Annotated in this window: 20 protein-coding genes and 7 tRNA genes; 16 read left to right on the top strand and 11 right to left on the bottom strand. The window is 73.9% G+C overall.

Annotation, left to right across the window (positions count from 1 at the left end; translation table 11 throughout):
* Nucleotides 1-17: 17 nt before the first annotated feature.
* Nucleotides 18-836, top strand: a complete 819-nt coding sequence (locus AC07FK_RS25690; protein ID WP_479107287.1) for a TrmH family RNA methyltransferase — start codon at nucleotides 18-20, stop codon at nucleotides 834-836.
* 504 nt (nucleotides 837-1340) lie between these two features.
* Here AC07FK_RS25690 and AC07FK_RS25685 read toward each other — a convergent pair.
* Complete coding sequence (locus AC07FK_RS25685; RefSeq protein WP_479107286.1) at nucleotides 1341-2612, bottom strand: serine/threonine-protein kinase; 1272 nt, start codon at nucleotides 2610-2612, stop codon at nucleotides 1341-1343.
* A 231-nt stretch (nucleotides 2613-2843) separates the two neighbouring features.
* Between AC07FK_RS25685 and AC07FK_RS25680 the strand changes: the two genes are divergently transcribed.
* From AC07FK_RS25680 to AC07FK_RS25665, 4 genes are all read left to right on the top strand, one after another.
* Nucleotides 2844-3080, top strand: a complete 237-nt coding sequence (locus tag AC07FK_RS25680; protein WP_453404331.1) for a hypothetical protein — start codon at nucleotides 2844-2846, stop codon at nucleotides 3078-3080.
* A gap of 239 nt (nucleotides 3081-3319) precedes the next feature.
* Nucleotides 3320-3526, top strand: coding sequence for a hypothetical protein (locus AC07FK_RS25675; protein ID WP_453404330.1), 207 nt, complete (start codon nucleotides 3320-3322; stop codon nucleotides 3524-3526).
* Between the two features lie 696 nt (nucleotides 3527-4222).
* Nucleotides 4223-5266: a phosphotransferase gene (locus tag AC07FK_RS25670; RefSeq protein WP_479107285.1), complete on the top strand. Its 1044-nt coding sequence runs from the start codon at nucleotides 4223-4225 to the stop codon at nucleotides 5264-5266.
* Nucleotides 5267-5333: 67 nt separating this feature from the next.
* The gene (locus AC07FK_RS25665) at nucleotides 5334-5633 is read left to right on the top strand and encodes a TFIIB-type zinc ribbon-containing protein (protein ID WP_479107284.1); all 300 of its coding nucleotides are present in this window, start codon (nucleotides 5334-5336) and stop codon (nucleotides 5631-5633) included.
* Nucleotides 5634-5792: 159 nt separating this feature from the next.
* Here the strand turns inward: AC07FK_RS25665 and AC07FK_RS25660 are convergent.
* The 5 genes from AC07FK_RS25660 to AC07FK_RS25640 all read right to left on the bottom strand — a co-directional run bounded on the left by AC07FK_RS25660 (nucleotide 5793) and on the right by AC07FK_RS25640 (nucleotide 6269).
* A tRNA-Val gene (locus AC07FK_RS25660) sits at nucleotides 5793-5867 on the bottom strand.
* Nucleotides 5868-5907: 40 nt separating this feature from the next.
* Nucleotides 5908-5979 (bottom strand) — tRNA-Val (locus tag AC07FK_RS25655).
* A 29-nt stretch (nucleotides 5980-6008) separates the two neighbouring features.
* Nucleotides 6009-6080: transfer RNA gene (locus AC07FK_RS25650), tRNA-Val, on the bottom strand.
* A 1-nt stretch (nucleotide 6081) separates the two neighbouring features.
* A tRNA-Cys gene (locus AC07FK_RS25645) sits at nucleotides 6082-6155 on the bottom strand.
* A 41-nt stretch (nucleotides 6156-6196) separates the two neighbouring features.
* Nucleotides 6197-6269, bottom strand: a tRNA-Gly gene (locus tag AC07FK_RS25640).
* Nucleotides 6270-6411: 142 nt separating this feature from the next.
* Between AC07FK_RS25640 and AC07FK_RS25635 the strand changes: the two genes are divergently transcribed.
* The 3 genes from AC07FK_RS25635 to AC07FK_RS25625 all read left to right on the top strand — a co-directional run bounded on the left by AC07FK_RS25635 (nucleotide 6412) and on the right by AC07FK_RS25625 (nucleotide 9206).
* A complete protein-coding gene (locus AC07FK_RS25635; RefSeq protein WP_479107283.1) occupies nucleotides 6412-7476 on the top strand; it encodes a chorismate-binding protein in 1065 nt (354 codons plus the stop codon).
* The gene (locus tag AC07FK_RS25630) at nucleotides 7473-8294 is read left to right on the top strand and encodes an aminotransferase class IV (protein ID WP_479107282.1); all 822 of its coding nucleotides are present in this window, start codon (nucleotides 7473-7475) and stop codon (nucleotides 8292-8294) included. Before AC07FK_RS25635 ends, AC07FK_RS25630 begins: the two co-directional genes overlap by 4 nt.
* A 66-nt stretch (nucleotides 8295-8360) precedes the next feature.
* The gene (locus AC07FK_RS25625; RefSeq protein ID WP_479107281.1) at nucleotides 8361-9206 is read left to right on the top strand and encodes an N-acetyltransferase family protein; all 846 of its coding nucleotides are present in this window, start codon (nucleotides 8361-8363) and stop codon (nucleotides 9204-9206) included.
* A 19-nt stretch (nucleotides 9207-9225) separates the two neighbouring features.
* Here AC07FK_RS25625 and AC07FK_RS25620 read toward each other — a convergent pair whose 3' ends face one another.
* Nucleotides 9226-9732, bottom strand: a complete 507-nt coding sequence (locus AC07FK_RS25620) for a DsbA family protein (protein WP_479107280.1) — start codon at nucleotides 9730-9732, stop codon at nucleotides 9226-9228.
* 156 nt (nucleotides 9733-9888) lie between these two features.
* Between AC07FK_RS25620 and AC07FK_RS25615 the strand changes: the two genes are divergently transcribed.
* On the top strand, nucleotides 9889-10338 hold the full coding sequence (locus tag AC07FK_RS25615) for a hypothetical protein (protein ID WP_479107279.1): 450 nt from the start codon (nucleotides 9889-9891) through the stop codon (nucleotides 10336-10338).
* A gap of 210 nt (nucleotides 10339-10548) precedes the next feature.
* Nucleotides 10549-10701: a hypothetical protein gene (locus tag AC07FK_RS25610; RefSeq protein ID WP_167368049.1), complete on the top strand. Its 153-nt coding sequence runs from the start codon at nucleotides 10549-10551 to the stop codon at nucleotides 10699-10701.
* A 45-nt stretch (nucleotides 10702-10746) separates the two neighbouring features.
* Here AC07FK_RS25610 and AC07FK_RS25605 read toward each other — a convergent pair whose 3' ends face one another.
* Together AC07FK_RS25605 and AC07FK_RS25600 are read right to left on the bottom strand one after the other, a co-directional pair.
* The gene (locus tag AC07FK_RS25605; protein ID WP_479107278.1) at nucleotides 10747-11307 is read right to left on the bottom strand and encodes a CGNR zinc finger domain-containing protein; all 561 of its coding nucleotides are present in this window, start codon (nucleotides 11305-11307) and stop codon (nucleotides 10747-10749) included.
* Between the two features lie 191 nt (nucleotides 11308-11498).
* The gene (locus AC07FK_RS25600) at nucleotides 11499-11912 is read right to left on the bottom strand and encodes an SsgA family sporulation/cell division regulator (RefSeq protein ID WP_003987206.1); all 414 of its coding nucleotides are present in this window, start codon (nucleotides 11910-11912) and stop codon (nucleotides 11499-11501) included.
* A 189-nt stretch (nucleotides 11913-12101) separates the two neighbouring features.
* On the opposite strand from AC07FK_RS25600, the gene AC07FK_RS25595 reads away from it, so the two are divergent.
* Both AC07FK_RS25595 and AC07FK_RS25590 read left to right on the top strand, forming a co-directional pair.
* Nucleotides 12102-12557: a TIGR02611 family protein gene (locus tag AC07FK_RS25595; protein ID WP_479107277.1), complete on the top strand. Its 456-nt coding sequence runs from the start codon at nucleotides 12102-12104 to the stop codon at nucleotides 12555-12557.
* Nucleotides 12558-12611: 54 nt separating this feature from the next.
* Nucleotides 12612-12683, top strand: a tRNA-Val gene (locus AC07FK_RS25590).
* A 107-nt stretch (nucleotides 12684-12790) separates the two neighbouring features.
* Here AC07FK_RS25590 and AC07FK_RS25585 read toward each other — a convergent pair.
* Nucleotides 12791-15313, bottom strand: coding sequence for an SCO7613 C-terminal domain-containing membrane protein (locus tag AC07FK_RS25585; protein WP_479107276.1), 2523 nt, complete (start codon nucleotides 15311-15313; stop codon nucleotides 12791-12793).
* A gap of 90 nt (nucleotides 15314-15403) precedes the next feature.
* On the opposite strand from AC07FK_RS25585, the gene AC07FK_RS25580 reads away from it, so the two are divergent.
* Nucleotides 15404-15850: an SRPBCC family protein gene (locus tag AC07FK_RS25580; protein ID WP_479107275.1), complete on the top strand. Its 447-nt coding sequence runs from the start codon at nucleotides 15404-15406 to the stop codon at nucleotides 15848-15850.
* A gap of 39 nt (nucleotides 15851-15889) precedes the next feature.
* A tRNA-Val gene (locus tag AC07FK_RS25575) sits at nucleotides 15890-15961 on the top strand.
* A gap of 72 nt (nucleotides 15962-16033) precedes the next feature.
* Here the strand turns inward: AC07FK_RS25575 and AC07FK_RS25570 are convergent.
* Nucleotides 16034-16762 carry an exonuclease domain-containing protein gene (locus AC07FK_RS25570; RefSeq protein WP_479107274.1) on the bottom strand — a complete coding sequence of 243 codons (729 nt, stop codon included), beginning with the start codon at nucleotides 16760-16762 and terminating at the stop codon, nucleotides 16034-16036.
* 185 nt (nucleotides 16763-16947) lie between these two features.
* Between AC07FK_RS25570 and AC07FK_RS25565 the strand changes: the two genes are divergently transcribed.
* Complete coding sequence (locus AC07FK_RS25565; RefSeq protein ID WP_479107273.1) at nucleotides 16948-17514, top strand: DUF4365 domain-containing protein; 567 nt, start codon at nucleotides 16948-16950, stop codon at nucleotides 17512-17514.
* Complete coding sequence (locus tag AC07FK_RS25560) at nucleotides 17514-18758, top strand: hypothetical protein (protein ID WP_479107272.1); 1245 nt, start codon at nucleotides 17514-17516, stop codon at nucleotides 18756-18758. Before AC07FK_RS25565 ends, AC07FK_RS25560 begins: the two co-directional genes overlap by 1 nt.
* Nucleotides 18759-18784: the final 26 nt, after the last annotated feature.

Below are 18784 nucleotides of genomic sequence, written 5' to 3'. Positions count from 1 at the left end.
CAAGGCAGTATCACCCTGTGGCCGATCTCATCACCATCGACGACCCCGACGACCCGCGCCTGAGCGACTACACGGGCCTGACCGACGTCGAACTGAGGCGCAGGCGCGAGCCCGTCGAGGGCCTCTTCATCGCCGAGGGCGAGAAGGTCATCCGACGCGCCAAGCACGCCGGCTACGAGATGCGGTCGATGCTGCTCTCCGCCAAGTGGGTCGACGTGATGCGCGACGTCATCGACGAGGTCCCGGCTCCGGTGTACGCCGTGAGCCCGGACCTCGCCGAACGCGTCACCGGCTACCACGTGCACCGCGGCGCCCTCGCCTCGATGCAGCGCAAGCCGCTGCCGACGGCCACGGACCTGCTCGCGAGCGCGCGCCGGGTCGTCGTCATGGAGGCGGTCAACGACCACACCAACATCGGCGCGATCTTCCGCAGCGCCGCCGCGCTCGGCATGGACGCCGTGCTGCTCTCCCCGGACAGCGCCGACCCGCTCTACCGCAGGTCGGTCAAGGTCTCCATGGGCGCGGTCTTCTCGGTGCCGTACGCGCGCCTGGAGTCGTGGCCCAAGGATCTGGAGCAGGTACGGGAGGCGGGCTTCAAGCTCCTCGCGCTGACCCCGGACGAGAAGGCCTCGGTCATCGACGACGCGGCTCCGCACCGCCTCGACCGGGTGGCCCTGATGCTCGGCGCGGAGGGCGACGGCCTGTCCAGGCAAGCGCTGGTCGCCGCCGACGAGTGGGTCCGTATCCCGATGGCCCACGGAGTGGACTCGCTGAACGTGGGCGCGGCCGCCGCGGTCGCCTTCTACGCGGTGGCGACGGGCCGCCCGGAGTCCTGACGGGGGCGACCGGCAACGCCACGGGCCGCTGCCCAACGCACAACCTGCGGGCCTCCCATGCACCACCCGCGCCCTTGACGGGCACCGGCTCCGCTCATCCGTCGGCACGCGCACCTGCCGGGCCGGCCCACGCCGTTGCCCGGCGCCCCGGACCCACGCGAGCGCGCGGGGCGCGGCGCCACGCTGGGTGACCCAGGCACGGAACCCACGCGTTGCGCGCGGCACGGCGCCTGCGGCCCGGAGGCAGCCCGCCCAACCACGTCCGTGGTCAAAACTCCACCGCCGCGCGCGGCGGACAGCGCCTGCCGACGCGGCCCGACACCACTCACAGCGCCAGCCGACGCGGCTGGACGTCACTCGCAGCGTCAGCCGGCGTGGCCCGGCGCCCCTCACAGCGCCAGCTGGCCCCCGTGGTCGGTCCACCGCACGCCGGGCGGCCAGGGCACCGGCCCCACCCCGCCAGGCCTCGCACCGCCGACCGCACCGCACCCACGCGGCCGGGCCTCACAACGCCTGCCGCTCCTCGTGGGCCGGCCGCCGGTCAACGTCGGTGGTCACGCCGGAACTCCTGGCCGGCCCCTGGCACCCCTGCGCCGCCGCGATCCCCAGCGCCACCAGCAGCGTCACGACCACGAAGACGACGAGGCGCTGCCGCAGCAGCCTCGGGTTCGCCGGACGCCGCCCCGCCGACGTCGTCCTGGTCCCCGGCCTCGTGCCGGGCCGGGTGCCGGGCCGCCCGTTCGTACGCCCGCCGGAACGCGTCGTACCCCGCCCCGCCGACGGCCGCGAACCGGACCGGGGAGCCGTCGCGCGCGGCGCGTGCCCGCGAGGCGATGCGGGCGTACCCGCCGTCCGCCCCCGCTCGGTGTCCTGGTCGGCGTACCGCTCGGCGAGCCGTCCGGTGGGCCGGTCGTGGTCAACGCGGGGGTGGGGCGGCCGGGCCTCGCCGATGCCCTGCGCCTCCCGGGCCGCGATCTCCTTGAGCCGCATGGAGAGCTGGAGCGTGCTGGGACGCTCCTCCGGATCCTTGGCGAGGCAGGCCCGCACCAGCGGCGCGAGGGCGTCCGGCACCCCGTACAGCTGCGGCTCCTCGTGCACGACGCGGTACAGCATGACCTCGGAACTGCCTTGCCCGAAGGGGGAGTCGGCGGTCGCGGCGTACGCCAGCGTGGCGCCCAGCGCGAACACATCCGTGGCCGGTGTCACCGCCGCGCCGCGCACCTGCTCGGGGGCGAGGAAACCGGGGGAGCCGACAGCCGTGCCGACATGGGTCAGGGTGCTCGCCCCGGTCGCCCAGGCGATGCCGAAGTCGATGATCCGGGGGCCCTTGGGGGACAGGAGGATGTTCGACGGCTTGAGGTCGCGGTGGACGACGCCGGCCTCGTGCACCGCCAGCAGCCCTTCCGACAGCGCCGCGCCGATGGAGGCCACCTCGGAGGCGATCAGCGGCCCTTCCTCGGCCACCTTGTCGTGCAACGAGGGCCCCGGCACGTACTGGGTCGCGAACCAGGGCCGGTCCGCCTCCAGGTCGGCCGCGACCAGCCGGGCCGTACAGCCGCCGCGGATCCGCCGCGCCGCGGACACCTCGCGCGCGAACCGCGATCTGAATTCCTGGTCCTCCGCCAGATCCGGCCGGATCACCTTCAGCGCGACGCGCTGGCCGCGCCGGTCGGAGCCCAGGTAGACGACCCCCATGCCGCCCGCCCCGAGCCGCCGGTGAAGCCTGAACGAGCCGACGACACGCGGGTCCTCGCGCCGGAGCCGCATCATCGCCATGTCCGTCCCCTACCTCTGGTGGGGCCTCCCCCACCCCGCTGCTGACCGGTCCGTTCGACGTCGCACAGCTTACGTACCTGCGGCCCGGTGTGCTCATAGGCCGCGCCCTCCCGAACCGATCGATTGTCAGTGCCGGGTGGGAAACTTGAGGAGTGGTCAGGGGCCGGCCGATCCGCCGTCCCCGGCCCGTGCGAGATCTCAATGGTCCGTCGCAGAAGGGGGATTGGATCAATGAAGGGCGATCGCGTGGAGATAGTGGTCGACGCGGGAGACACGACCCGTACGTACGAAGTGGTGGCCAGCCGGGCAGGCCGGCGGGTGGAGACAGCGGTCCGCAGGGGAGTGGTGGAAGTGAGCGAAGTCACCCGCAGCGGCTCCGTGGTACGCACGGCGCGCTTCATGGCGACCAGGGTGCTGGCCCTGGTCGAACAGCCGGTCCCCCGGGAGGACGACTCGGAGCGGTCCTGAGACCGCGTAAGCAGGGGGCGCGCCCCCTCCGGGAAGACCCCAAGAGGCAGGGCGGCCTCTCCACCCTGGGGAGTACGCCGCTGTGTGTCCGCTCATCCTCCGGGAGGCCCGGCAATCAGTACGCGGGCATGACGCCGGGGTGGTGACGCGCGCCTAGTGTTGAGGTCAAGCGGCGGGTGAAGCACTCGTCCCCCGAGGTCAGACACCCGCCGCTGCCAACACACGACAGGAGAGGGACCATGGCGGACACGGCATCACGCACGATGATCCGTACGCAGGGACGCAGGGCATTCACCGCGTTCGGCGGCCGTCCGTCCGGCACGCGCCATCCGCTGGTGGCGACGGCCATGGTCCTTCCCCTCGCGGCGCTGCTCGTCGTCCTCTTCGGAGGCTGGGAAGCAGTGGTCACCCAGGCGTCGTCCGTGGGCGTGATGCTCGGGCGCTGAGCGGCGCCCACGGACCGGTAGAGCGGACCGGTCCAGGACATCCGGCCATTTCACTACCCCGTGGGGACGGGGGTGCGGCGGACGACTGCGTTTGCCCGGACAGCTGGGGAGCTGTCCGGGCAACGCCTTTTTCCCACCGGGGAGCGGAGGCACGGCTCGCGCCCACGCATCGCCGCCCGCCCGAGGCCCGGGCGGCCCAGCCCTTCAGCAGCGCGGAAGGGACCGGAGCCCTTCACCCACCACGCACCTCCCGGGCGGCCCCGCCGCACCCCACGGCGCGCATCCCGCACCACACCATGCGGCGCGCAGCCCTGAACGCCGGGGCCCGCACCCCCCAACCGCAGACTTCAGGTCGGCACAGCAGCCCTTGCACACGGCGCACCTCGTACGGCCTGCACGCACGCCCCCGTCCCCGGCGTACACGCGCTTGACGCCCGCCCCGCACCCCACCCAGCGCGTGGCTTTCGGCACCGCAGCACCGAAGCCCCGCACGCGAGCCCTGGCCGTACGCGGTGCCTACCGCCGAAGCGGCCGGCAGTCCTGCACGCGGCTCCCACATCGGGCACCCGAGCGCCCCAGCGGTACGGGCACCGCACCCTGCCACGCGCAGCGCGTAGGCTCCCGGGCGGTACCGCAGGACCGCACGACGCGCCCCGCGCAGAACGCACCGCACCGCACAGCATCCCGGGGGAGTCCGTGACCGTATCCGTCGCGCAGGCGCTGAGCGCCGTCGCGCACGCCGCCGCACCCGCACCGCCCCCGGCGCACGCCCCCGCATCCGCCCTCCCCGTACCCCGAACCGCCCCGGCCCCCTGCGCCTGCCCCCGCCCCGACGTCCTTGCCGACAGGCCGGACGGTACGGTCGTGCGCCACGGCGGCATCGTCGCCAAGTCCCACGCCCCCGGCACCGATGCCACCGCCCTCACCGCACGGATCGCCCTCGCCGCGCACCCGCTGCTCTCCGGCGTGCTCCTGCGGCCCCTCCCCGTACCGGCGCCGAAGGGCAACCCCTTCACCACCGAACTGCACGGGCGGCCCCTCTCCCTGTGGCCGTACGGAACGCCGGTCGATCCCGAGGACCCCGACGCCGCCCCCTGGGCGGAGGCCGCGGCGCTCCTCGCCCGGCTGCACGCCGTCGCTCCGGGCGCCTTGCGACTCCCCACGCCGCTCCCGCCCATGCGCGGCCCCGCGAAGGCCGCCCGCGCCGTCGCGCGGATGCGGGCGTCGGGCCCGCACCCCGCCACCGCCGCCACCGCCGTGCTCCGCGCCTGGGCCGGGCTGCCCCCCTGGGCCCGCGACGAGGCTCCGTCCCCACGCGGTCGTGCGGCCCTGTGCCACGGCGACCTGCACCTCGGGCAACTGGTCCGCGACCTGTCCGACGCCCCGGACGGAAACCGGTGGCTGCTGATCGACGTGGACGACATGGGGGGCGGCGACCCCGCCTGGGACCTGGCCCGCCCCGCGGCCTGGTACGCCGCGGGCCTGCTCGCACCGGACGTGTGGGACCGCTTCCTCGGCGCGTACCGGGCCGCGGGCGGCACGGCCGTACGTCCCGACGGCGATCCCTGGCCCCAACTGGACGTGCCCGCCCGCGCCCTGACCGTCCAGACCGCCGCCCTCGCGCTCGCCAAGGCCGCAGCCGGGAACCGGCCGCTGGACGAAGTGGAGGAACTGGTCGTCGCGTCGTGCTCCCGTATCGCCTCGATGCCGCCCGAGTTGGAGTGCGAAGCCACGTCGTAGGGTGAACGGACCGTCGCCGGGCATGCATTCCGGCGATGCCGAACCGACGGCGAGGAGTTGACCCGACATGCAGTGTCCCAAGTGTCACGCGGCGATGCACACGTACAACCGCAACGGCGTCCAGATCGAGCAGTGCAGTGGCTGCCGCGGCATATTCCTCGACTACGGCGAGCTGGAGGCCCTGACGCGCCTGGAGTCGCAGTGGACCCAGCAGGCGCCGCCCCCGCCGCCGGCCCCGCAGGCCTACCCCGCCGCGCCCGCACCCGCGTGGGGCGCCCCGCAGCAGGGCCACCACGGCGGACACCACGGTGGCCACCACGGCGGACACCGCCAGAAGGGCTTCGGCCGGATGCTCTTCTCGTCCTGACCCCGACCCCCGGCGGACAGGGCCGCTTGTTCGACGGGGGCGACCCGTCGGCAGGGACGGCCGGTTCACCCGGATCACCCGGTTCCGGCCCGTCCGGCCGCGCACCCGGCGCTCACGAAGAAGCCCCCGGCCGTTGTCCCGGCCGGGGGCTTCTCTCGGTGGTGCGCGATACTGGGATTGAACCAGTGACCTCTTCCGTGTCAGGGAAGCGCTCTCCCGCTGAGCTAATCGCGCGGGGTTCATTCAGTTGATCTTGCTGTACCGCAGAACTGCGTGCGCGATACTGGGATTGAACCAGTGACCTCTTCCGTGTCAGGGAAGCGCTCTCCCGCTGAGCTAATCGCGCGGGACGGACACCCGTTTCCGGGGATCCAGTGGACGATACTGGGATTGAACCAGTGACCTCTTCCGTGTCAGGGAAGCGCTCTCCCGCTGAGCTAATCGTCCTTGGAGGTGGAGACGGGATTTGAACCCGTGTAGACGGCTTTGCAGGCCGTTGCCTCGCCTCTCGGCCACTCCACCAGGAGTGCAATGACAGGGGTTCGGGAAGATCCCCCACACCGAGCGGACGACGAGATTCGAACTCGCGACCCTCACCTTGGCAAGGTGATGCTCTACCAACTGAGCCACGTCCGCTTGTCTTACCGGGTCGTTTCCGTCCCGGCGACGTGTTGAACTCTAGCGGATTCCGGGGCCAGTACAAAAACGCGTTTGTGCAGCGTGCTGCGCTGCCTCCGCCCCGGCGCAGGTCACCGCGGCCGGCTCTACACTCGGGGCCGTGCACGACGTTCCCCCTTTGGCCCGCTTCGGCGGCCTTGTCGCCTCCGATCTGCGCGATGTGACCAGCGATCCCGCCGCACTCGACTCCGCCGGCTTCTGGGCCGTGACCGCGGACTTCGAGGGCGGTCTGGTGTGCGCCCGCTTCGGCGACGTACGCCGCGAGCCGGTCCCCGCCCCGGTGCCCGGCGCCTGGCACGGGCCCGCCGCCGGTGACTGGACGTCGTCGATGGACCGCGCCGCGTACACGGCGGGCGTACGCCGCATCCGCGAGCACATAGCCGCGGGCGAGGTGTACCAGGCCAACCTGTGCCGCGTGCTGACGGCGCCGCTGCCCGACCGCGCGGGGGCGCGCGCCGACGTGGACGCCCTGACCGCACTGCTCGCGCGCGGCAATCCGGCGCCGTACGCAGGAACGATCCGGCTGCCCGCGCACGGCGTCGAGATAGCCACCGCGTCCCCCGAGCTCTATCTGCGGCGCGACGGACGGACCGTCGAGTCCGGGCCCATCAAGGGCACCGGACGGACGGCCGGTGATCTCCTGGAGAAGGACCACGCCGAGAACGTGATGATCGTGGACCTGGTCCGCAACGACCTGGGGCGGGTGGCCGTCCCCGGCTCCGTGACCGTGCCGGAGCTGTGCGTGGTCGAACCGCACCCCGGCCTCGTCCACCTGGTCTCCACCGTCCGCGCCGAACTCGCGCCCCGGGCCGGCTGGGCCGGACTGCTCGCCGCTACGTTCCCGCCCGGCTCGGTGACCGGAGCCCCCAAGTCGAGCGCTCTCACGATCATCGAGGCGCTGGAGACGGTGCCGCGCGGCCCGTACTGCGGAGGCATCGGCTGGGTCGACGCCGACCGGGGCACCGGCGAGCTGGCCGTCGGCATACGCACCTTCTGGATCGACCGCACCCTCCCCGGCGGGCCCGTCCTGCGTTTCGGTACGGGCGCGGGCATCACCTGGGGATCCGACCCGGAACGCGAGTGGGCGGAGACCGAACTCAAAGCCTCCCGGCTGCTCGCGGTAGCGTCGGGGACGTACCGGGAGACGGGAAGGACCGCGTCATGAAACTCTGGGTCGACGGCGGGCTGCGGGATGCGGCGACCGCCAGGGTGTCCGTATTCGATCACGGGCTGACCGTGGGCGACGGCATCTTCGAGACCGTGAAGGCGACCGCCGGGCGGACCTTCGCCCTCACCCGGCACCTGGACCGGCTCGCCCGGTCGGCGCGCGGACTCGGGCTGCCCGAGCCCGACCTCGACGAGGTGCGCCGCGCCTGCGCCGCCGTGGTGGAGGCCAACCCCATGGCACTCGGCCGGCTGCGGATCACGTACACCGGGGGTCTGTCACCGCTCGGCTCCGAGCGGGGGGACAGCGGTCCCACTCTGGTCGTCGCCCTGGGGGAGGCCGCCCGACGCCCCGACAGCACCGCCGTGATCACCGTCCCCTGGACGCGCAACGAGCGCGGCGCGCTCACCGGCCTCAAGACCACGTCGTACGCCGAGAACGTCGTCGCGCTGGCCCGCGCCCGGGAACAGGGCGCGTCCGAGGCGCTGTTCGCCAACACCGTCGGGCAGCTCTGCGAGGGGACCGGTTCCAACGTCTTCGTCGTGCTCGACGGCCGGCTGCTCACCCCGCCCGTCTCCTCCGGCTGCCTGGCCGGGATCACGCGCGCCCTGACCGTCGAGTGGACGGGCGCCGAGGAAGCCGACCTTCCGCTCGATGCGCTGGAGCGGGCCGACGAGGTCTTCCTGACCTCCACGCTGCGCGACGTGCAGGCGGTGCACCGGATCGACGGCCGCCAACTGCCGGGTGCCCCCGGCCCCGTGACGGCCAAGGCGATGCGTGTCTTCGACGAGCGGGCCGCTTCGGACCTGGACCCGTAGGCCCTGCGGGCGGCCACTGGGGCTCCGGGGATGACGGGTGGCCGTCCGGCGGGTAGAACTCCCCTGATGACCACAACTCTGCGGCCGACAGCGCCGCTTCAGCAGGGTGCCGACGGCGCGAAGTCACGCAGGTACGACGTGTGCGTGAACAGCCGCCCGGTCGGCGTCGTCGAGCTGTCCGCCGATCCTCCCGCCGGGGGCGCGGGCGGCGTCGGCCGGATCGCCGCACTCGCCGTCGACGAGGCGGACCGGCGCCGCGGCAGGGCCACGGTGGCCGCGCTGGCCGCCGAGGAGGTGCTGCGGGGCTGGGGCTGCCGCCAGGTGGAGATCACCGTCCCGGCCGGCGCGGCGGCGGCGCGGCGCCTGGCCGACGCACTCGGCTACACCGAGCGCCGCCGCATCATGACCAAGGCCCTGCCCCCACGGCCGCCGGCGCTGCCCGGGGGCGTCGTGGGGCGGCCGATGACGGAGGGCGAGTACGCGTCCTGGCTCGCCCACACCAAGGCGGAGTACGTCCGGACGCTGACCTCACGCGGCTGGACCGAGGAGGCGGCACGAGCCAAGGCCGAGGCCGACCACGCGGCCGCGCTCGCCCAGGGGGTCGCCACCCCGGACACCTATCTCGGCGCGCTGGAACGCGACGGCGCGGTGGTGGGGACGCTCTGGCTGGCGCTGCGGCACCCGCATCCGGGGCAGGCCGGGGCGTACGTCTTCGACGTCGAGGTGGCCGGCGCCCACCGGGGCCAGGGGCTCGGGCGCGCGCTGCTGCTCCTCGCCGAACGGCAGGCCCTGGCGGCCGGGCTGGAGCGCATCGGACTCAACGTCTACGCGGACAACACCCCGGCCCTGCGGCTGTACGAGTCGCTGGGCTACGAGCCGGTGTCGTACCACCTGCACAAGCCCCTGCTCTGAGGACCGCGCGGACCGCGGGTCAGGCGAGCAGGCGGTCGACGATCTCCTCGACGCGCTCGCGCAGCCCTTCCTGGCTTTTGCCGCCGTCCAGACGCTCGCCGTCGATCACGTACGTCGGCGTGCCGGTGACGCCGATGGCCTTGCCCTCGGCCTGGTCGGCGTCGACGATCAGCAGGTGCCTGCCGTCGATCAGGGCGGTGTCGAACTCCTCGGCGTCCAGCCCGAGTCCGGCGGCCACCTCCAGCAGAAGGGGCTCGCCCCGGGCCGCCAGCTCCTCGTTGCGCGCGAGCACCGCCTCCACGTACGGCCAGCCCTTGCCCTGGTCGACGGCCTCCTCGGCGGCCTGCGCGGCGGCGTAGGCGTGCTTGTGCTTCTCGAGGGGGAAGTGGCGCAGGCGTACGTCGAGACGGTCGCCGTAGCGCTCGCGCAGGGCGCGCACGTCGTCCAGGGCGGCGTGGCAGTCGGGGCACTGGAGTTCGCACCAGACGTCGAGGACGACGGGGCGGGCGGGAGAGGAGTCGCTCATGGGGCCAGTCTTCCAGCCCGGCGGGCCCCGTCCCAACCGGGACCTGGGGAGGAGTGCGCCCCCGAGATCTCCCTGAGGTCGCGCGCGGACGTGGCCCGGGCAGCGCCCTCAGGTGCAGGATGGTGGGGAACGCACACCCTGGGGCTGGAGGACCGGATGCTGGCAGAGACCGTCTGTTCCGCGGTGTCCGCGGCCGGTCTGGGCATCGCTGCGATCACCGCGTACCGCAAGCGATTCCTGGCCGCGACGCGCATCGCCGCGTACGCGCTGGTGCCGGTCGGCCTGGTGATGACCGGCGTCGTCGAGTGGGTCTCGGGGATCGCCTTCGAGCCGCTGGTCTGGGCCGGGTTCGGCGTGCTCGCCCTCTCCTGGCTGCTCTTCACGGCGGCCCGGGCGGCCGAGCGCCGCGCCGGCGGCACCCGCAAGGAGCGCAGGGCCGCGCGTGCGGCCCGACGCGAGGCGCCCGCCCCGCAGGCGGCGGGGCCGTCGCTCGAGGCGGGGACCCCGGCTGCCGCGCGGCGGAAGCAGCCCCCGCCCGGGGCGGCGAACGGCCGGGGCGACGACTTCAGCGACATCGAGGCGATCCTGAAGAAGCACGGCATCTGACCAGGCGGCGCGGTCCCCGCGTGCGGCTCGGCGGGGAGCGGCGGCCGACGGGCGGCTTCGCGGCTTCCGAAGGCAAGCTGGCAACTCGGACACCGAAGTGATCACCAGCGGATCGCGTATGGCCAAGAACCGGCGAACTGCTGGTCACGGTGGCCGTGTTGGCCGTGTTGGTCGCCGAGGCGCGGTCGCCTGCGCCATCATCGGCCCGAGATGCTGGACACATCCCGGGGCGAAGCCCCCGCACCCACCGAAGAACCGCGCGGCTGCCTCTTCGCGCTCTCCCAGCCACCCCTGATGATCTTCCTCGGGGTGATCGGCTTCCTGCTGCTGATGGCCGCGATGCACGACCTCTTCCTGCTGTGAGACGGGCCGGCCCGGGCGTCCCGGCGTGTGCCCGCATGCGGTGCGTCAGCCCGCCGCTTCCCTGCGCCGGGCCCGGTACGCCGCCACGTGCAGCCGGTTGCCACAGGTGCGGCTGTCGCAGTAGCGGCGGGACCGGTTGCGGGACAGGTCGACGAAGGCCCTGCGGCAGTCCGGCGCCTCGCAGCGGCGCAGCCGCTCCTGCTCGCCCGAGACCACGATGAAGGCCAGCGCCATCCCGCAGTCCGCCGCGAGGTGATCGGCGACCGAGGCGCCCGGCGCGAAGTAGTGCACGTGCCAGTCGAAGCCGTCGTGGTCGGTCAGCCGGGGCGTGGTGCCGGCCGCCGCGACGAGCTGGTTGATGAGTTCGGCGCAGGCGCGGGGGTCCCGCGTCGCGAACACCTCCGCGAAGCGTGCTCGTACGTCCCGTACGGCCCTGAGGTCCGCCTCTGTGAGGGTTCCCACGTCGCTGACGTGGTGGAGCCGCACAAAGCCGTACAGCGCCTCGATGTCGGCGAGCCGGTCGTCGCTCCGGTCGCTCTCCGGCGCCGTGTTCACCAGATCGACGACGACGTCGAGGGCGCGCCGGGTGTCGTGGGGGATCAGCACGATTCGCTCCCTGGCCTGCTGCGGGCGGGCGCCCGCAGATGCCGGTCGACTTTAGCGGCTCGCGCCGGGAGCGCACCGGCGCCGTCCCCGCGGTGGAATCCGCGGAGACGGCGCCGGTGTGTGCCGTATGCAGTTGTCCGCCCCTCGCCGTCGCCCCGAGTCGGACGGCGCTGGGTGGCTCTCGGCCTGGCTCAGTTCTCCGCCAGGATGTGTGAGAGTTCCGTGTCGAGATCGAAGTGGCGGTGCTCGGTGCCCGGTGGGACCGCGGCGTCCGTCCGCTTCAGGAACGATTCCAGGGCCCGCGCCGGGGCTTCGAGCAACGCCTCTCCTTCGGGGGAGCTCAGGGCGATGCAGACGACGCCCTGGCCGTGACTGCGGGACGGCCAGACTCTGACGTCTCCGGTACCGGTGGGCCGGTGAAGGCCCTCGGCGAGGAGATCGCGGGCGAACACCCACTCGACGGTTTCCTCGGCTCCGGTGTGGAAGGTGGCATGCACGGCGTAGGGATCGGCCGTGTCATACCGCAGGCCCGCGGGTACAGGCAGTGATGACTCGCTCGACACTACGAGGCGCAGGTGCAGCTCGCAGCTGACCGTGGTGTTCATAAGCGCCAGGGCCTTTCGCTCAGTGTGCGCTCGGGGATTCGCACGTCGGCGAAATCGACATGCCACCTACGGTGTCGTTGTAAACCCCTCTGACCTTTTTGTGGCTCTTCAGGTACCTCGTACGGCGGAGTGACACTTGAGGCAGTACGGCCTTTCCGGCCACGCGATCACGTCCGGTAAGTTGGGCCCATGAATGCGGAGAGTAACGAGCGGGAGGAAGCTGCCGCCCCGGCGGCCGCAGAGCCCGCCACGGGGGACGCGGCGGGGGGCGAGCGCGAGCTGGGCTCGCGGGCGCCGCAGGTCGTCAAGCGCTATCGCACGCTGCACCTGAGCTGGCAGGTCGGGGTCTTCGTCATCGGCCTGGCGGTCGTGGCGGCGGGCGTGGTCATGCTGCCGCTGCCCGGACCGGGGTGGCTGGTGATCTTCGGCGGCATGGCGATCTGGGCCACCGAGTTCGTGTGGGCGCAGTTGGTGCTGCGCTGGACGAAGCGGAAGGTCACCGAGGCGGCGCAGAAGGCGCTCGACCCCAGGGTCCGGCGGCGCAACATGATCCTGACGACGATCGGCCTGGTGATCATCGCCGTGCTGGTCGCGATCTACGTCTGGAACTTCGGCATGGCGATGCCGTGGAACATCGACGAGTGACCGGGAAACGGTTCGGGGGACCCGCTGACATGGGGTAATGTTTGCGGAGAGCCGGGGCGATTAGCTCAGTGGGAGAGCGCTTCGTTCACACCGAAGAGGTCACTGGTTCGAACCCAGTATCGCCCACCCGGACCGAAGGCCCGGAAGACGAAAGTCTTCCGGGCCTTCGGCGTTCCCGGCCGCCTCACCACGAGGTCTCCGGCCGGGAACGGCCCCGTCTCAGCGCATCCGTCTCAGCGCATCCGGCCCAGGGTGTCACGCAGTCGGCGCGCGTCGCGCAGCCGCTGCTCGTACGTGGCCCCGACGCCCAGCAGCAGCAGACCGGCGAGGGCCGGCGGCAGCCAGCGGGGGAGTGCGCCGACGACCTGGACGACGTACGGCGCGAGCTCGTGCAGCGCGACCAGGGCGAGGACGGCGGAGCCGAGCACCAGCAGTGCCTGAAGCCGGTGCCGGGCGCCCGTCAGGGTCACGCCCAGCGCCGCCGCCCCGAGCAGCAGCGGGCGCAGCCAGTGCGGGTCGCCCCAGGCCGCGATCAGGCTCGGCAGGAAGGTCGCGGCCAGACCGGGGCCGTACGCCGTCCACGACGACGCCCGGGCGTCGCGCCGCCGCCTCAGCACGCCGATCACCAGGGCCGGCACGGTGACCGGCAGCGTGTACGCCTCGGGCGTCACCACGTCCGAGGCGCCGAGGCGGACCCACGTGGCCAGCACGAGGAGCACGGCCGCCGCGTACCCGACCGGGCGGCGGTCGGCCCGTACGGCGGTGCCCGCCGCGATCAGCCCGCACAGGGCCAGGACCAGCGCGAGCGTGGGCGCGTCGCCGACCGCGAGCCCGATCGCGAGCAGCCCCGCCGCGGCGCCCGACACCTCCAGGGGCAGAGCGGTGACGTGCCCGCGGACGCGGGCGGCGAGCACGGCGACCACCGCCGGTACGGCGAGGATCAGCACCGCGGCCCCGTGCGGCGGGAGCGTCAGCGAGGCGGCGCAGGCGCCGGCCAGGCCGGTGGCGTACACGACGGCCGCCGCGGCCGACACCGGCGGGGTGACCGGCCCCCGGGCGAGGACGGCCGACGCGCCGAAGAGCGCCGCCATGACGCCGAGTACGGCGAACGTCGAGCCCCGCGTGGCGAGCGACAGCAGCGAGACGGTGAACGCCGACGCCAGGGCGCAGGCGAGCGCGGTCAGCGGCAGGGGCGCTCCGGGGCCCGCCGCGCCGGTGAGGGCCGGACGCACCGCCAGTGCGAGGAAGGCGGCGGTCAGCAGGGCGTAGACCGCCGTAGCCGCCGGGTGGCCGAGGTCCAGCGCGGCCGGGGCGGTGTACGCCGCCGACCAGGCCAGGGCCACGGCGGCGCAGGCGGCCGGGGTGCGCCAGGCGGGACCGGGCGAGGTCACTCGGTGCGCCGCCGCCGCGACGGCGGCCACGGTCAGCAGGACCAGCGGGCCGGTGGACGATCCGGGCCAGGGGTACGCGGGGGACAGCGCCTCGCGGACGCCGGCCGGCGCCCCGGACCACGCCCGCCCCGCCCAGGCGGCCGGGCCCAGCAGGGTGACGGCGGCCGGCGTCAGTGCCCACAGGGCGCCCAGGGCCAGTACCGCCCCGGCCGCGCCGGCCGCACCCCGGACCATGGGGCGCGGCAGGCTCAGGCGCACGACGGCCAGCAGGGCCACCGCGCCCAGCACGTACGCGGGCACGGCCCACACCTCCGGCAGGGCGGGCCGCAGCACGCCGGCGAAGGCGGCCAGTGCGGCGAGCCCGGCCGCGGCGGAGGACATCAGGGCGTGCGGGACGGGCGCCTGCGCGGCCGGCCGCGACGAGGCTGCCGGTCCCTGCGGCGCGGGCCCGCCGGCGTGCGGCGCCGGGGCTTCTTCGTCGGACGCCCGCACGGCGGACCGCGGCGGCGCGGTGCGCCAGGCGGCGAACACCGCCACTGCGGCGACCGCGAGCAGGGTCCCGCCCGGGCGCAGCGCCGCTGCGGAGCTCTGCGCCGTCAGCGACATCGCGCCGCCGCCGAGCAGCGCCGCCGTACCCGCGAGCCATGCCCCGGCGGCCGCCGTCGGCCGAACCGCGCGGCCCGGGCCCCACAGCGCCACGACGACGTCGAGAACGGCCGTCGCCAGCAGCGCCCAGGTGAGGCCGAGCGGACCCGCGCCCGCCGCCAGGGCCCAGAGCAGGAAGGGGAACTGAGCGGTGATCAGCGCCGCGGGCAGCGGCAGACGCAGGCGGCCCACCCCCAGGCCGTACGCCGCCCAGAGCGCCGCCAGCACCGCCGAGCAGCCCGCGGCGTACGCGAGGCCGTCCGTGTCCGGCAGCGCCACGCGGTGCAGGGCGTACGCGTCGAGCACCGTGAGGGCGAGTCCGAGCGCGCCCACCGACTCGGCGGTCGAGACGAGACCCCGGCGCAGCAGCACCGCCGGCGCGGCCAGCGCGAGCGCGGTGACGGCGGCCAGCACGGCGGAGCGGCCGCCGATGCCCAGGTAGCCCCAGCTGACCAGGGTGAAGGCGATCGCGGCGATCGTCAGCAGGATGCCGCCGAGCGTCAGCAGGACGTTCTGCGCGCCGCGCGGCGAGGCGTCCCGCGGGGCGGCCGGCAGGAAGGGGTTCGGCGGGTGCTGGGGGCCCTGCGCGGCGGCGGCCTGCTGCAGGACGCCGATCAGCCAGGCCCTGCGAGCCAGCAGTTGGGCGCGACGGGCTTCGATCTGTCCCAGTTCGCGGTCGAGGATCACCAGTTCCTCGGCGGGCGGTGGCGCGTTCTCCATGGTGAGGAGTGTGGCGGCCGACACACTCCACGCCATCGGTTCGGATACTCAGATCGGTGAGTGAGTACGCCGGGCGGGCAGACTGCACGCATGGACTGGAGCCACTACCGCTTCCACAGCGTCTGGGACCTGCCCGCCGCTCCCGGCGCGGTCTACACCGCCCTGGAACAGGTCGACGCGTACCCGCGCTGGTGGCCGCAGGTGCGCGGGGTCACCCGGCTCGACGACAGCACCGGCATCGTCCGGATTCGTTCGTTCCTGCCGTACGAACTGGTCGTCACCGTGCGCGAGAAGCGGCGGGCGCCGCAGGACGGCGTCCTGGAAGTGACCATGACCGGCGACATGGACGGCTGGGCGCGCTGGACCGTGCGGCCGCACGGCGCCGGTGGCGCCCGCGCCGTCTACGACCAGGAAGTGGACGTCCGCAAGACGCTGGTGCGCCGCCTCGCCGTGCCCGGGCGTCCCTTCCTCGTCGCCAACCACGCGCTGATGATGCGCGGCGGGCGGCGCGCGCTGGCGGCCGCCCTCGCGGTTTGAACCGAACCCGCGAGGGGTTGTATGGTTCAGTCCGTTCCCGGGCGATTAGCTCAGTGGGAGAGCGCTTCGTTCACACCGAAGAGGTCACTGGTTCGAAACCAGTATCGCCCACCCGGGGAAGGCCGGTCCGTCATCGACGGACCGGCTTTTTCGTGCTCCGGAGCTTCCGGTGCGCCTGGCGGCTCAGGCCGCCGCCGCCGGGACCTCGGGCCGCAGGGGCCAGGCCGTACTGACCGTCTCGTCCGAGCCGTTGCGCGCGAACCACGCCTGCAGGCCGCGTGCCTGGGCGCCGTGCCAGACCGCCTGCAGGGAGTGCAGCTCGGCGGGGGAGAGGCGCTCCAGACGCGTGGCGAAGCGGCGGCCGAGCGCGCGCACGACCTCCAGCGAGGCCGTCGCGTCGGCGGCCGCGTCGTGCGCGCCGTCCAGCTCCACCTCGTACTGCGCGCACAGATCGGTGAGCGTACGGCGGCCCTTGCGGTAGCGGTCCAGATGCTTGTCCAGGACGCGCGGGTCCAGCACGCACAGCGGGCGGCTGTCCAGATAGCGCGTCAGCGACGACGCGCGGTGGCGTCGCAGCTCACGGTCCAGCAGCGTCAGGTCGAACGGCGCGTTCATCACCACCAGCGGCCGGCGGGCGATGCTCTGCTCGGCGAGGCACCTGGCTATCTCCTCCATGACGGGCGCCGGCCAGCGGCCGTTGCGCTGAAGGTGATCGTCCGTCAGCCCGTGTATCGCGGCGGCCTCGGCGGGCACCGGGATCCCCGGATTCACCAGCCAGCGCGTCACCCGCACCCGCCCGCCCGGCGCGTCCTGCACGACCAGTGCGGCGGAGACGATGCGGTCCTCCTCGACGTCCACCCCCGTCGTCTCCGTGTCGAACGCGGCGAGGGGCCCTTCGTACCAGCACGTCATGTCGAACTCCTCTGGCTCCCGTGGCAGATGGCGTGCGTCCCCTGCCCGAAACGGTGATACCCGGGTCGTTTGCCCGGTACGCCGTTTGCGGGAGGGCGGGAGCGGAGACAACACAGGTGACGGGACGGGTGGTTGACGGGCCGTCGCGGGAACAGATCGGCACAGCCCGGAAGGCACCGTCAGCCATGGCGCTCACGCAGCCCGAACCGGGCGGGCTGCTGCCCGAGCGGATCGCTCCGCTGCGCGGCGGACTCGCCACCACCGCCTGCATGGAGACTCTCCAGGTGGGCTATCTGCACGCGGTCGCGGCGGCCGCGGGCTGCTCTCTCTCACAGCCGTTTCCGGACAACGGAATCGACTGGCACGTGAGCCACAGCGCTCCCGAGCACACGGTCGACGACGAAGTCACCATCAAGGTGCAGCTCAAGTGCACCTACCAGATCCCACCGCACCCGGCCGGGGGCGCCTTCTCCTTCACGCTCGACAACGCGCACCTGGAGAAGCTCGCCCGCAGCCCCGTGTCGGTGCACAAGATCCTGGTCGTGATGCTCGTGCCGCGGACGCGGGACGACTGGCTGCGCGCCGGTCACGACCGGCTCGACCTGCGGCACTGCTGCTACTGGACCAACCTGGCGGGACACCCGGTGACGGGCAGGCGCAGGACCACCGTGCGGATCCCGACCTCGCGGATATTCGACGACCGGGCGCTCTGCGAGATCATGACCCGGGTCGGGGCGGGAGGGAGACCCTGATGCAGCACCGGCCGAACGAGGAGCCCGTACGACCGCACCCGAGCACGGAGCCCGACGCCGGCTTCGCCACGGGCCCCGGCGTCTGGGACGCCACCGAGGTGCCCGACCCCGCGCAGGTCGACCCGGCGGTGCTCGCCGTGCTCCTCGCCCGGCACGGCTGGCGGCGGCGCGGGGGAGCGGCGGGGCGCTACGCGCGCTGGACCCCGCCCGCGCCCTCCGGTGGCGCCGTCAGCCTGCTCGTACCGGAGAGCAGGGCCTTCCCCGACAGCGACGACCTGCTCGGCGAGGCGCTGACCGCGCTCGCCCGCTGCGCCGCGCCGTCCGCCCGCGAGGTGCTGGTCTCGCTCGCCGTGCCGAGCGACGAGATCAGGTGGTGGCGCGACGTACCGGAGACCCCCTCGGGAGCCGCCCCGTGGACCGCGCAGGAGCAACTGCGCTCGGCGGCGCGCCAGATGCTGCTCGCGGCGGCGCTTGCCGCCCGGGGGCGGGCCGGGTACTACGGCGCGCGGCACCGGCGGCAGGCCCAGGCGTCTCTGGACGGCGTACTGGTGGGGCCGGCACCCGGCGGGCGCGCGCTCACCGCGTTCGTGCCGGTGGACGCGGGGCGCGGGGCCGTCGTACGGCTGCACCACGCGCTGCACGCCGCCCGCGAGGCCGTCGACTTCCAGCGGGCGACGGGCGGCATGGCGGCCTTCGACTCGGCTGTGGAGGCGGGGGTGAGCCGCGAGCTGACCGACGCGGTGATCGCGCTGGTGCACGGCTCGGAGGGCGCGCGGATAGGGCTGGAGTGGTCACCGGCCGCCGGAGTGCCGCAGGGGTGCGCGGCGCGTCCGGAGGAAGTGGAGTTCTCGCCGGGGGACCTGCCGGCGCTGCGCGCGGCGGCCGCCCGGTACACGCTCGACGAGCCGTCCGTCCCGGTGCGGATCACGGGCACGGTCGTACGGATGCGCCGCTCGGGGCCGCGCGGGCCCGGGACCGTGCGGCTGCGCGTCCTGGCCGGCGCGGAGGTGCCGCACGTACGGATGATGCTCGACGAGGAGGCGTACCGGATAGCGGGCCACGCCCACCTGGTCGGGCTGCCGATCAGGGTCCACGGGCAGTTGCAGAGCCGCGGCGGCTTCCGGCGGCTCACGGACGCGCGGAGCGTGGTGCCCGTGCAGGTGGACGACGCGGAGCGCGACCGGCTGATGAAGTCGCTCCAGGAGAACCTGGACTTTTTCGAGGAGGCGTGCGGCGGGGACTAACCGTTTCGCGGCGGGGGCCGGGGGCT

It is taken from the genome of Streptomyces sp. NPDC046122, assembly GCF_056429965.1.
The sequence above is the reverse complement of the archived record's forward strand: the minus strand, read 5'-3'. Positions and strand labels throughout refer to the sequence as shown.

Bases quoted from the DNA above. Each gene is read 5' to 3' on its own strand.
- AC07FK_RS25585 (WP_479107276.1), bottom strand. From the start codon at position 15,313: ATGGAGAACGCGCCACCGCCCGCCGAGGAACTGGTGATCCTCGACCGC.
- AC07FK_RS25675 (WP_453404330.1), top strand. From the start codon at position 3,320: ATGGCGGACACGGCATCACGCACGATGATCCGTACGCAGGGACGCAGG.
- AC07FK_RS25615 (WP_479107279.1), top strand. From the start codon at position 9,889: ATGCTGGCAGAGACCGTCTGTTCCGCGGTGTCCGCGGCCGGTCTGGGC.
- AC07FK_RS25595 (WP_479107277.1), top strand. From the start codon at position 12,102: ATGAATGCGGAGAGTAACGAGCGGGAGGAAGCTGCCGCCCCGGCGGCC.
- AC07FK_RS25600 (WP_003987206.1), bottom strand. From the start codon at position 11,912: ATGAACACCACGGTCAGCTGCGAGCTGCACCTGCGCCTCGTAGTGTCG.
- AC07FK_RS25685 (WP_479107286.1), bottom strand. From the start codon at position 2,612: ATGGCGATGATGCGGCTCCGGCGCGAGGACCCGCGTGTCGTCGGCTCG.
- AC07FK_RS25565 (WP_479107273.1), top strand. From the start codon at position 16,948: ATGGCGCTCACGCAGCCCGAACCGGGCGGGCTGCTGCCCGAGCGGATC.
- AC07FK_RS25580 (WP_479107275.1), top strand. From the start codon at position 15,404: ATGGACTGGAGCCACTACCGCTTCCACAGCGTCTGGGACCTGCCCGCC.
- AC07FK_RS25610 (WP_167368049.1), top strand. From the start codon at position 10,549: ATGCTGGACACATCCCGGGGCGAAGCCCCCGCACCCACCGAAGAACCG.
- AC07FK_RS25665 (WP_479107284.1), top strand. From the start codon at position 5,334: ATGCAGTGTCCCAAGTGTCACGCGGCGATGCACACGTACAACCGCAAC.
- AC07FK_RS25620 (WP_479107280.1), bottom strand. From the start codon at position 9,732: ATGAGCGACTCCTCTCCCGCCCGCCCCGTCGTCCTCGACGTCTGGTGC.
- AC07FK_RS25680 (WP_453404331.1), top strand. From the start codon at position 2,844: ATGAAGGGCGATCGCGTGGAGATAGTGGTCGACGCGGGAGACACGACC.
- AC07FK_RS25570 (WP_479107274.1), bottom strand. From the start codon at position 16,762: ATGACGTGCTGGTACGAAGGGCCCCTCGCCGCGTTCGACACGGAGACG.
- AC07FK_RS25630 (WP_479107282.1), top strand. From the start codon at position 7,473: ATGAAACTCTGGGTCGACGGCGGGCTGCGGGATGCGGCGACCGCCAGG.
- AC07FK_RS25560 (WP_479107272.1), top strand. From the start codon at position 17,514: ATGCAGCACCGGCCGAACGAGGAGCCCGTACGACCGCACCCGAGCACG.
- AC07FK_RS25625 (WP_479107281.1), top strand. From the start codon at position 8,361: ATGACCACAACTCTGCGGCCGACAGCGCCGCTTCAGCAGGGTGCCGAC.